The sequence below is a fragment of the Pseudoalteromonas fenneropenaei genome (assembly GCF_042643375.1).
Taxonomy (GTDB): Bacteria; Pseudomonadota; Gammaproteobacteria; order Enterobacterales; family Alteromonadaceae; genus Pseudoalteromonas; species Pseudoalteromonas fenneropenaei.
In genome coordinates, this window is the sequence record NZ_JBHRSD010000011.1 from 31708 (window position 1) to 43644 (window position 11937).

The 11937-nt window shown below is 43.7% G+C and carries 12 protein-coding genes; 6 read left to right on the forward strand and 6 right to left on the reverse strand.

What is annotated here, in order from left to right:
- Positions 1 to 4 precede the first annotated feature (4 nt).
- On the reverse strand, positions 5 to 556 hold the full coding sequence (gene seqA / locus ACFOEE_RS05990) for a replication initiation negative regulator SeqA (RefSeq protein ID WP_377121942.1): 552 nt from the start codon (positions 554 to 556) through the stop codon (positions 5 to 7).
- A gap of 129 nt (positions 557 to 685) precedes the next feature.
- Here seqA and ACFOEE_RS05995 point away from each other — a divergent pair, with 129 nt between their 5' ends.
- From ACFOEE_RS05995 to fur, 5 genes are all read left to right on the forward strand, one after another.
- A complete protein-coding gene (locus tag ACFOEE_RS05995) occupies positions 686 to 1489 on the forward strand; it encodes an alpha/beta fold hydrolase (protein ID WP_377122921.1) in 804 nt (267 codons plus the stop codon).
- An 85-nt stretch (positions 1490 to 1574) separates the two neighbouring features.
- Complete coding sequence (locus ACFOEE_RS06000) at positions 1575 to 1796, forward strand: DUF2788 domain-containing protein (protein ID WP_377121945.1); 222 nt, start codon at positions 1575 to 1577, stop codon at positions 1794 to 1796.
- Between the two features lie 2 nt (positions 1797 to 1798).
- The gene (ybfE, locus tag ACFOEE_RS06005) at positions 1799 to 2077 is read left to right on the forward strand and encodes a LexA regulated protein (protein ID WP_377121948.1); all 279 of its coding nucleotides are present in this window, start codon (positions 1799 to 1801) and stop codon (positions 2075 to 2077) included.
- A gap of 15 nt (positions 2078 to 2092) precedes the next feature.
- Positions 2093 to 2620: a flavodoxin FldA gene (gene fldA, locus ACFOEE_RS06010; RefSeq protein WP_377121951.1), complete on the forward strand. Its 528-nt coding sequence runs from the start codon at positions 2093 to 2095 to the stop codon at positions 2618 to 2620.
- A gap of 101 nt (positions 2621 to 2721) precedes the next feature.
- Positions 2722 to 3168, forward strand: coding sequence for a ferric iron uptake transcriptional regulator (gene fur / locus ACFOEE_RS06015; protein WP_377121954.1), 447 nt, complete (start codon positions 2722 to 2724; stop codon positions 3166 to 3168).
- Positions 3169 to 3302: 134 nt separating this feature from the next.
- Here fur and glnS read toward each other — a convergent pair whose 3' ends face one another.
- A complete protein-coding gene (glnS, locus tag ACFOEE_RS06020; RefSeq protein WP_377121957.1) occupies positions 3303 to 4967 on the reverse strand; it encodes a glutamine--tRNA ligase in 1665 nt (554 codons plus the stop codon).
- A gap of 240 nt (positions 4968 to 5207) precedes the next feature.
- Between glnS and ACFOEE_RS06025 the strand changes: the two genes are divergently transcribed.
- The gene (locus tag ACFOEE_RS06025; protein ID WP_377121960.1) at positions 5208 to 6278 is read left to right on the forward strand and encodes a DUF3083 family protein; all 1071 of its coding nucleotides are present in this window, start codon (positions 5208 to 5210) and stop codon (positions 6276 to 6278) included.
- Between the two features lie 40 nt (positions 6279 to 6318).
- Here ACFOEE_RS06025 and ACFOEE_RS06030 read toward each other — a convergent pair whose 3' ends face one another.
- The 4 genes from ACFOEE_RS06030 to odhB all read right to left on the reverse strand — a co-directional run bounded on the left by ACFOEE_RS06030 (position 6319) and on the right by odhB (position 11934).
- Entirely contained in the window at positions 6319 to 8139 is a 1821-nt protein-coding gene (locus tag ACFOEE_RS06030) for a GGDEF domain-containing protein (protein ID WP_377121963.1), read from the reverse strand.
- A 92-nt stretch (positions 8140 to 8231) separates the two neighbouring features.
- Positions 8232 to 9104, reverse strand: coding sequence for a succinate--CoA ligase subunit alpha (gene sucD / locus ACFOEE_RS06035; protein WP_377121966.1), 873 nt, complete (start codon positions 9102 to 9104; stop codon positions 8232 to 8234).
- Positions 9104 to 10270 carry an ADP-forming succinate--CoA ligase subunit beta gene (gene sucC, locus ACFOEE_RS06040; RefSeq protein ID WP_377121969.1) on the reverse strand — a complete coding sequence of 389 codons (1167 nt, stop codon included), beginning with the start codon at positions 10268 to 10270 and terminating at the stop codon, positions 9104 to 9106. The genes sucD and sucC overlap by 1 nt, the downstream gene beginning before the upstream one ends.
- A 176-nt stretch (positions 10271 to 10446) precedes the next feature.
- The gene (odhB, locus tag ACFOEE_RS06045; RefSeq protein WP_377121972.1) at positions 10447 to 11934 is read right to left on the reverse strand and encodes a 2-oxoglutarate dehydrogenase complex dihydrolipoyllysine-residue succinyltransferase; all 1488 of its coding nucleotides are present in this window, start codon (positions 11932 to 11934) and stop codon (positions 10447 to 10449) included.
- Positions 11935 to 11937 lie beyond the last annotated feature (3 nt).

Below are 11937 nucleotides of genomic sequence, written 5' to 3' on the forward strand. Positions count from 1 at the left end.
ATCCTTAAAGATAGTCTCGGATGTTTTCGGCTTGAGTTTCACTATAGCCCAACGCGCGAGCCACTTCGTGCAACATCATTTTCTTTCTGGTGGTGTTTGAATTGGTCATGACCCAAAACTCACTGCCTTCAATTTGTTTTGGATTCATACTGCTGCCACTTTCAAGCAACGCTTTTTTGCTCGTCGCAAAATAGATACGATCGCGTCCTTTAATATCAAGGATGCAGTTAAATTCTTTTTTATGAGTCCGGTATAACGCCGAGAGAATAAACAAGAACCGGCCAACCACGCCTTTTTGCATAGCCAGTTCTTCTTTATTTAAGATATTAAATACGCTAGCAGCAGGTTTTGACACCGGTGTGACAACCACAGCAGGTTTTGCAGCTACTTCAACAGCGGGCTGTTCTTGTGGCTGTGTGCTGGCAACAGGTGTGTTCGCGTTAGTCGCGGCGAGATTTAATAAACGACGCAGGATCTGAGAGGCGCTTTCACCAATACTTTGAGTGTTACTGGCAATGTACTGATATAGCTCATCATCTATTTCTATGTTTTTCATGTCGTTCCTATACTGACTTAGTTCTCAGTTTTGCCTGATTATATCCTGATTTACAACTTTACTCTACGGCTTTGAAAAACCGCATAACACTGGCAAAATAGGCTTATTGCAAAATCAATGACAGCCGCCATGCAACTGAATTACAAACTATTCCCTGAACTACCTTCGGTTACTGCTGACCAAGCGACATTCAACATTGAAAAGCCTTGCGTTGTGTTACTACATGGCCTATTCGGCTCGTTAGAAAACCTCAACATTATTGCTAAAGCGTTGGCAGAGCAGTTCCAAGTCATCAATTTTGATTTACGTAACCATGGCCAATCGCCGCACCACAGCGAGCACGACTATCCACTGATGGCCAACGATGTGATTGAAACGCTCCACACAATTGGCGTGAGTAATGCCCATTTTGTTGGCCATTCCATGGGGGGCAAAGTTGCCATGCAAGTAGCGATGCAGGCCCCTACTCTAGTGAATAAACTGGTTGTGCTAGATATCGCCCCTGTTGCGTATCACAGCCGTCATAATAGCATTATTGAGGCCCTTAGTGAGGTTTCACTAAACAAGGTGAGTAGCCGCAGTGACGCCGATGCACTTATGAGTAAGCATATTGCAGAAGCTGGCGTTAGGCAGTTTTTATTGAAAAGCTTAGCCAAAGACGATTCGGGCAATTTGACCTGGCGTTTTAATCTCACAGCGTTAAAACAACATTATGGAAAAATTATCGGCAATATAGATGCAAATGATTCTTGTTTGTGCGAAACTTTATTTATCAAAGGCAGTAACTCAGACTATATTCTGGCCGAACACAGAGAAATCATCGCCAAATTGTTTCCAAATTCTAAAGGAAAAATCATTCACGGCGCGGGGCATTGGCTACACGCAGAAAAACCGGTTGCGGTGAACAAGTCAATTGTTGATTTTCTTCAATAACTGCATGGATTTTCACATCCAAAGTTAAATTTCTCTAAATGAGTGTGTTATAGTACGCCCCGTTTTAGTTATGAGTTTTACTAGCATGGTTAATGTATTTATCAACGAAATCGAAACCATTGGCCTATACTTTGGCCTAGCTGGGATATTTTTCTTTATCGGAATGGCTATCCAAGACGTTTTAAAGAAAGGTAATGTTCCTAAATCGGGTCGTTTTGTCGTATGGTTAGTGTTATTTTTAGGCTGTGCTGGGTTCATCGCTAAAGGATTGATCCAGGTATTCTGGCAAGGTGCAGGTGTTGGGTGATCATGGCCAAGTCAGACGCAGATAGAACAACTATAGATTTATTTGAAAACGAAAAGCGACCTGGTAGACCAAAAACCAATCCCCTTCCTCGGGATATTCAGCTTAAGGTCAACAAGCGCAATCAAATCAAGCGTGACCGTGCGCGAGGATTAAAACGGATCGAATTTAAAGTTTCATCCGAGTTATATCAGGCATTAAGTGATATGGCAGAAGCACAAAACATCAGTCGGAGTGTTTTGATTGAAACCATATTGCAAGAAAAATTAGCGATTAATAGATAGAAGGTAAGCACGTAAATGGCAAGTGTAGGTATTTTTTTCGGCAGCGACACAGGCAACACAGAACACGTTGCTAAGATGATCCAAAAAGAGCTTGGCAAAAAGTTAGTAGATGTCAAAGACATCGCCAAAAGCTCGAAGGAAGAAATTGCTGAGTTCGACCTGCTTCTGTTTGGTATTCCAACATGGTATTACGGCGAAGCCCAATGTGATTGGGATGACTTTTTCCCGGAATTAGAGGAAGTTGATTTCGAAGGCAAACTGGTTGCAATCTTTGGTTGCGGCGACCAAGAAGATTATGCCGAATACTTCCTTGATGCTATGGGTATGATCAATGACATCGTTACCAAGCGCGGTGCCATTGTGGTTGGTCACTGGCCAACTGAAGGTTATAACTTCGAGGCATCAAAAGGCATGGCTGATGAAAGCCACTTTGTTGGCCTTGGCATTGACGAAGACCGTCAGCCAGAATTGACTGAACAACGTGTTAAAGCTTGGTGTAAGCAAGTTTATGAAGAAATGTGTTTAAGCGAGCTTGAAGACTAAGCAATTTTTGCACTTCAAGCCGAGCCGCGTTATTATAAGTTAGTCGAGTCGTGCTGACTAACTTCTAATAGCAATAACAAATACAAATTGAGACAGATGTAATGACTGATCATAATTTAGAGCTTAAAAAAGCGGGATTGAAAGTAACGCTACCTAGGATCAAGATTCTGGAAATTCTCCAGTCTCCTGATAATCAACATATCAGTGCTGAAGATGTTTACAAAATCTTGTTAGACAAGGGCGAAGAAATCGGTCTAGCCACCGTTTATCGAGTTCTAAACCAGTTTGATGACGCAGGCATTGTAACCCGTCACCACTTTGAAGGTGGAAAGTCTGTATTTGAGCTGTCTGGTGCTTCACACCATGACCACTTAGTATGTTTGAAATGTGGCCGTGTTGTCGAGTTTGAAGATGACATGATTGAATCACGTCAAGATCAAATCGCTCAAGAAAACGGCATTCGTTTGACCAACCATTCTCTTTATCTATATGGCGAGTGCTCAGACGTTGAAGCGTGTAAGAAATACGCTGCAGAAAACGGCAACTAAGCTTTTGCGCTTTGCTAAAAACCGGCTGATGCCGGTTTTTTGTTTTTAGCGCGAGAACGTCACAAATTCAAGTACTATAGTCAAACAAAAAACGGCCCAAAGAGGACCGTTTTAATCTTCAAAGGCAAACCAAATTATTCTTGGTCTACTTTTGCAAATGAGTCACGTAAACCAACAGTTTGGTTAAACACTAAACCAGCCGCTTTGTTGTCACGACAGTAATAACCCATACGTTCAAATTGGTAACCTTTTTCAGGCACCGCGTTGGCTAGTGAAGGCTCAAGCTTCGCACCTTGAATAATCACCAATGAGTCTGGGTTTAATGTGGTGGTAAAGTCGTCTGACGCAGCTGGGTTAGGCACAGTACAAAGTCTGTCGTATTGACGAATTTCTGCATCAATCGCATGTGATGCACTTACCCAGTGAATAACACCTTTAACCTTACGACCATCGCTTGGGTTCTTACCCAAAGTTTCAGGGTCGTAGCTACAATACACTGTGGTGATATTGCCATTTTCATCCGCATCATAGCGCTCAGCCTTAATAACGTAGGCATTACGCAGACGTACTTCTTTGCCTAACACCAAACGCTTATAGTGCTTGTTTGCTTCAACGCGGAAATCTTCACGCTCAATGTAAAGTTCACGTGAGAAAGGCAGGATACGTGTGCCCATCGCTTCGTTATTTGGATGATTTGCAGCACTTAATTCTTCCACTGTACCTTCAGCAAAGTTTTCAATTACAACTTTGATGGGTTCCATTACCGCCATAGCACGCGGCGCGTTATCGTTTAAGTCTTCACGGATACAAGCTTCAAGCATGCCCATTTCAACCATGTTGTCTTGTTTTGTAATACCAATACGCTTACAAAACTCACGAATTGACGCAGGTGTGTAACCGCGACGACGTAGACCAGCAATGGTTGGCATACGCGGATCATCCCAACCATCAACATGGCCGTTCACCACTAAGTCGTTTAATTTACGCTTCGACATCACAGTGTATTCAAGATTCAAACGTGAAAATTCGATTTGCTGTGGATGACACTCAATACTAATGTTATCCAACACCCAATCGTATAAACGACGGTTGTCTTGGAACTCCAATGTACACAATGAATGGGTAATGCCTTCCAATGCGTCAGAAATACAGTGCGTAAAATCGTACATTGGGTAAATGCACCACTTGTCACCCGTTTGGTGGTGATGAGCAAACCGAATGCGATAGATGATAGGATCGCGTAATACGATAAATGAACTGGCCATATCGATTTTTGCGCGCAGCACACACTCGCCCTCTTTAAACTCACCATTGCGCATTTTTGCGAACAAGGCTAAGTTTTCTGCAACTGGCGTGTCGCGATATGGGCTGTTTTTACCCGGCTCAGTTAAAGTGCCACGATATTCACGGGCTTCGTCTGGGCTTAGGAAGCACACATAAGCCAAGCCTTTTTGGATCAATTCCACCGCATAGTCGTGTAATTGATCAAAGTAGTTAGATGAGTAGCAAACTTCACCATCCCACTGGAAGCCAAGCCATTTTACGTCTTCTTGGATAGAATTTACGTAGTTGATGTCTTCTTTTTCTGGGTTTGTATCATCAAAACGTAGGTTACATTTACCTTGGTAATCGACCGCGATACCAAAATTCAGGCAGATTGATTTTGCGTGTCCGATGTGCAGGAAACCGTTTGGCTCTGGTGGGAAGCGCGTGTGAGTACTGCTGTGCTTACCACTTTTAAGATCTTCATCAATAATATTACGAATAAAGTTCGTTGGGCGATGTTCAATGTCCGCCATAGAAATAGCATCCTCTATGCAATGCAAATATAAATACGTCGACATTATTACAAAATATGACGCTAACATACAGTAGTTAACTGCGCAATTTAACCAGAAATACTCGCCCTTTTTGCCGCCGAAAACCCAACAAGTCAGCCAAGTTGCAAAAGTATGACGAAAATTGTTCTAGCGCAATAAAACGGTCATGCTTTACGACTATAGTGGCGACAATTTGTGAAGTATCAAGAGGGATTCAACATGGCTTCAATGAACTTACACCGCGTCTACATTCCAACCAGCGCACGTAACAACCACTATATTTTGGCAGAATTTAAACCAGAAGACAGTTTCTATCACTGTTTTGATGATATCGAAAGCTGCTATGAGCGTATTGCGCGCCAACTCTTTGCCTTGTGTGATGAATACGAATTACACAACGTTCATCTTATTGCTAACGACAAATTACCTGTGGTCCGTTTTCATGAAGAAGCGTACACATTACAAACTGAAAAACAAATGTTGTTTTTCTATAACCCTAGATATCACGAGGCACACAAGACCTATTTTGACGCCACTTGGAAAGCTCGTAAGATCCGCATTCTGTTCTTGGCAACAGGTGAAGAATTGCGCGCTCAGGCCGCTAACTTCCACACTCGCGTACGCAAAGTGCTAGCCGAGTTAAAAGCCCGCTTACCTGAACCTGAATTTCAATACCGAGTGCGTGATCATCAGCATCTCACCTACGATTTGTTCGCCAAACAAAAAGGCAATAAAGAGTCTTATGGTTATAAGTTGCGGGCCTTGTATCCAAGGTATCAAGCACGTAATTGCGTGTTACCAGCGGAACATTCTGAGATGACTTATGCCACCTTTAGTATTCCAGTAACTCGCGCTATTAAGACAGCCTATCAAACCATTACTTTGGACGGGCACTATAGCGGCTTTTACAATTTAATTGCTGATAAATTCCAATCAGCTTGTGCACAGCGTCAACTAACACATTGTGCCATGGTGGCAGATGGCCGCTTACCTATCGTACGCAGCAGTAAATTTGATAACTCAGATATGAACCGTGAACTGCAAAAATTGAGTTTTGACCAAAATAGCGATACGCCGCAAATCAATATTATTTTTAACGAGCAAAAATTGGTTGAAATGATGCATTTTGTGGTGGTCGCTAAACGCTCTGATAAACATGACATGGGCTACGGCAAATTTATGAATCAAGTGGAAGCTATGATCCGCGACTTTGCTGCGGTATTCCCAATTAGTGCAGAAAAGCAAGACTTAAATGTGCGTTTCTTCCAGCACATCAGTTACGATTACTAATCAAAAATTGCTTAATGCGTTACGCCAATGACGTAGCGCATTAGCCTCGTAACGCATTATCGATTTGCACCAATAATGTCGCAAGTCCTTGTTGGTTATACTCGAGCACTTGTGAATCGAACTGTACTTCAACATCGACTAAACGCGTAATTCTCTCATTAAGTCGTTGTTTAACTGCTTCAAGACGACTGGGTAAATTATTATGTGACTCAGTACAGTACAAAATTACAAACTCCTCGCCGCCGCTACGCACAATAATGTCTCTGTCCTCGCGAAAGCTCTCTTTTAAGGCCTTGGCAAACTCGCGAATGATCTCGTCCCCAACTTGATAGCCAAATCTGTCATTGATGGCTTTAAACCGCGTAAGATCTAATGTCACTATGCTGAAATGGGCATGACTGTATATCAGCTTTTCTAACTGATCATGCAAATACAAACGGTTAAACAAACCAGTGAGTGGATCTTTGGAATAATACTTAAGCTTATTTGCCTTAAACTGGCCTTGAAAATACCAAAACAACAAACCACAGAATACTGTTGCTAGAAACACTAGAACGTACGCTATCATCAACGACTTTTGTTGCTGTAGCTCTTTTACATGAGCTGCCTGTGCCTCCAATTTTTGGTCCGCTAAAGCCAGCTGCAGTCGATGTTGCTCTGCGCCATAGAAACTTTTCGCTTCCTGTTCTAAAATCGCCTTAGTTTCGCGCTCAGACTCTTCAATCAACGCGATATAATCACTAAGCACCTTAACCGCACTTTGGTAATTTTTTCCCCCCACCAAAATCTCCGCTTGTAGTTTTAGGGTTTGGCGCAAATAACGGTTATTTAGAGGGCTATGGTAATCCTTGATGATTGCCAGAGACTCTTTAATTTTACCAAGTGCTGCAGCCTGATTGTTGATTGCCATTAGCGCGCGCGCTTGATTATTACGTAATACAATTAAGTGGGCAGGATTGATGATTGCAGAAAACTCGTTTTCCTGTGCTTGTGCAAAATAGTCAAGCGCCTCATGCCATTGCTCACGCGCTAAAGCCACTTTACCAAGCCCCGATGGAGCCCAAAATTGGTAACGAGGTAAACTAAATTGCTGAGCGACTTCGGCCATTTCCAAATAGCACTGTTCGGTTTCATTCAACTTCTCAGAGCGCAAGTAAACCAAGCAAAGATTATATTTTGCCGGTAGACCATCCAAAATATTACTATTTTGCTTAGCGAAATTGGCCGCCAGTAGCGCAAACTCAAGCCCCTTGTCGAAATACTTCATGGTTGCGTAGTAGGCGGTGAGCGCATCATAAAGCGTTAGTTGAGTGGTCTCGCTGACTTGATTACGCATAATAAAAGCATGCGCATCTTGCAGCACTTTTAACGCCTCTGGATATTCCTCGCGCCAGATTAGAACTACCCCTTCAAGGGCTGCAACACGAATGAGTTGCTCTGAGTCTTTAAGTGCCACGAAAGTGCTACGCGCTTGCTTGATAAACTGCCGCGCGCTATCTAAGCTGCCCTCTTCAATCGCAAAATAACTGCGATACATGAAGAAATAGCCATGACTCCAGCTTAGAGCAAAGGATTTTTGTAACGCATCGGCCTTAGCGAACGATGATTTAGCGGCACTCATTTCACCTTTAAAGAACTCAATGCGCGCTTGTAAAGTGAGTAGAAATAATTGTTGCTCAGGGTCTAACGTTTGGTTTTTAAGTTTAAGCTGAATTTCTTGAAGACTTGCACTTGGTGACACCAACACCTGTTGTTCTAAATCAAGGCGTGCTTTAGACCAATTCTGATCGAATTGTGCGACAACATTCTGACCACTACCAAGGAGCAAAACGCAGATCAGGATCTGGACAAATGACTTCACATCTTCACCACTGTGGCTATTTTAGCCAAGTATAGAAGAAATCAGGGAAAATAAAAAAGGCCCTTACGGGCCTTTTTTACAGAAGGGGGTGATTACCAGCCCGCTTTCTCTTTAAGTGCAAGACCGATGTCTGCTAGAGAACGTACTGTTTTCACGCCTGCCGCTTCAAGAGCTGCAAACTTCTCATCAGCTGTACCTTTACCGCCAGCGATGATAGCGCCTGCGTGACCCATACGCTTACCTGCAGGTGCAGTTACACCAGCAATGTAAGAAACCACTGGCTTAGTCACGTTGTGCTTGATGAACTCAGCCGCTTCTTCTTCAGCAGTACCGCCGATCTCACCGATCATCACGATAGCTTCAGTTTGCGGATCTTCTTGGAACATCTTCAATACGTCAATGAAGTTAGTACCAGGAATTGGGTCGCCACCGATACCAACACACGTTGATTGACCGAAGCCTGCGTCTGTTGTTTGCTTAACCGCTTCGTAAGTCAAAGTACCAGAACGAGATACGATACCTACTTTACCTGGTAAGTGGATGTGGCCTGGCATGATACCAATTTTACATTGACCTGGAGTGATAACACCTGGGCAGTTTGGACCAATCATACGAACGCCAGTTTGCTCAAGCTTAACTTTCACGTCAACCATATCAAGCGTTGGGATACCTTCAGTGATACAAACGATCAACTGGATACCAGCGTCGATTGCTTCAAGGATAGCATCTTTACAGAACGCAGCTGGTACGTAGATAACAGACGCAGTTGCGCCAGTTGCTTCTACTGCTTCACGCACTGTGTTGAATACTGGTAGACCTAGGTGAGTTGTGCCGCCTTTACCTGGAGAAACACCACCAACCATTTGCGTACCGTACTGTAGCGCTTGCTCAGAGTGGAAAGTACCTTGACCACCAGTGAAACCTTGACAGATTACCTTAGTGTCTTTGTTAATTAAAACCGACATTATTTACCCTCCGCTGCTGCAACTACTTTCAGAGCTGCATCTGTCAACGATTCTGCTGCGATGATGTCAAGACCTGAGTTTGCAAGTACTTCACGACCTAGTTCAGCGTTTGTACCTTCTAAACGCACTACTACTGGCACGTTTACACCAACTTCTTTAACTGCGCCAATGATACCTTCTGCGATCATGTCACAACGTACGATACCACCGAAGATGTTCACAAGAACCGCTTTTACGTTAGTGTCAGAAAGGATGATTTTGAACGCTTCAGCAACACGTGCTTTAGTCGCGCCACCACCTACGTCAAGGAAGTTAGCTGGTTTGCCACCGTGTAGGTTTACGATATCCATAGTACCCATTGCTAGGCCTGCACCGTTAACCATACAACCTACATTACCATCTAGTGCAACATAGTTAAGCTCAAAGCTTGCTGCGTGTGCTTCACGCGCATCTTCTTGTGATGGGTCGTGGAATTCACGGATTTTCTTTTGACGGAACATAGCATTGCCGTCAACGTTAATTTTACCGTCAAGACAATGAAGGTTGCCTTGCTCAGTGATAACTAACGGGTTGATTTCAAGTAGAGCGAAATCGTAAGCGATGAACATGTTCGCAAGACCTAGGAAGATCTTAGTGAACTGTTTAACTTGCTCGGCATCTAAGCCAAGTTTAAATGCTAATTCACGACCTTGGTAAGCTTGTGGACCTACTAATGGATCGATTGCTACTTTGTGGATGAGTTCTGGCGTTTCTTCTGCCACTTTCTCGATCTCAACACCACCTTCAGTAGACGCCATGAACACGATACGACGAGTCGTACGGTCAACAACAGCACCTAGGTATAATTCGTTTGCAATGTCAGTGCAGCTTTCAACTAGAATTTTTGCAACTGGCTGACCTTTCTCATCAGTTTGATAAGTAACAAGGTTTTTGCCAAGCCATTTTTCAGCAAATGCTCTGATTTCGTCTTTGCTGTCTGCAAGTTTAACACCGCCCGCTTTACCACGGCCACCTGCGTGCACTTGACACTTAACAACCCACTTGTCACCACCGATTTTTCCGGCAGCTTCTACCGCTTCTTGAGGGGTATCACATGCAAAACCCTCAGATACTGGTAAACCATATTCGGCAAACAGTTGTTTTGCCTGGTACTCATGCAAATTCATGATGCTTTATCCAATTTTTTTTACTAAAAAAGCTGAATATTTATGCAAATAATCAGCTATCCCAAATTGCGCACCTAGTATAGATCTCAAGGGCTTCCAAGAAAACCCCAGTTAGACCAAAGGCGCAAAAAAAAAGCTGCATGTCGGAACACACAGCTTCAAAAATTAACTTACGATTAAACGTCTAGTAGCAAACGCGCTGGATCTTCAAGCAACTCTTTAATTGTCACTAAGAAGCCTACAGACTCTTTACCATCGATTTGACGGTGATCGTAGCTTAGCGCTAGATACATCATAGGTAGAATTTCAACTTTGCCATCTACCGCCATTGGACGGTCTTGAATTTTGTGCATACCAAGAATTGAAGACTGTGGCAGATTGATGATTGGCGTTGATAGCAATGAGCCGAATACACCACCGTTAGTGATAGTGAAGTTACCGCCCATCATGTCATCCACTGTCAGCTTGCCATCACGGCCTTTGATTGCTAAGTCTTTGATAGCTTTTTCAATCTCAGCTAATGATAGCTTGTCACAGTCACGTAATACTGGAGTTACCAAGCCACGTGGTGTAGAAACTGCAATGCTTACGTCGAAGTAGTTGTGGTAAACGATATCATCACCATCGATAGATGCGTTGACTTCTGGGAAGCGTTTTAGCGCTTCAACTACTGCTTTTACGTAGAAAGACATAAAGCCTAAACGAATACCGTGACGCTTCTCGAACACGTCTTGATACTGCTTACGTAGGTCCATAATTGGCTTCATGTTGACTTCGTTGAACGTAGTTAACATCGCCGTTGAGTTCTTCGCTTCTAATAAACGGTTAGCGATAGTCTTACGAAGACGCGTCATCGGAACACGCTTCTGAGTACGCTCACCTAACGCAACCACAGGTGCAGCTGCTGGCTTGGCAGCTGGTGCCGCTGCAGGCGCTGCTGGTGCATTTAAGAAGGCTTCAACGTCTTCTTTGGTGATACGACCACCTTTGCCAGAGCCTTTGATCTTTGACGCATCTAAGCCTTTCTCTGCAATTAGACGACGTACTGACGGTGTCAACACGTCATTGTTGTCGTCGCCTGCAGCAGGTGCAGCTGTAGCTTGCGCGGTTGCTGGATCCGCAGCACCAACAACAAGCTTGCCGATGATTTGTTCTGCTAGAACGGTTTCACCTTCAGCGTGAATGTGCTCGCCCATTACACCGTCTGCTGGTGCAACAACTTCTAGCACAACTTTGTCTGTTTCAATGTCAACTAGGTTCTGGTCACGTTTTACTGCTTCACCTGGTTGCACGTGCCAAGTTGCAATCGTAGCGTCTGCTACTGATTCTGGAAGTACAGGTACTTTAATGTCCACTTCTTTACCTTCTGATGCTGTTGCCGCTGCAGGCTGTTCTGACTTTTGAGCAGGTGCTGCTGGCTGCTCGCCCGCTGCACCAACCAACGCAATGACTTGTTGACCAAGTACAGTTGCGCCTTCTGGATGTAAGATTTCAGTGATCACGCCAGCTTCTGGCGCAACAACTTCTAAAACTACTTTATCAGTTTCAATGTCAACCAAGTTTTGGTCGCGCTGAACTGTATCGCCAACGCTAACATGCCAAGTTGCTACTGTGGCATCAGCAACGGATTCCGGCAGCACAGGAACTTTAATTTCAATTGCCATTGT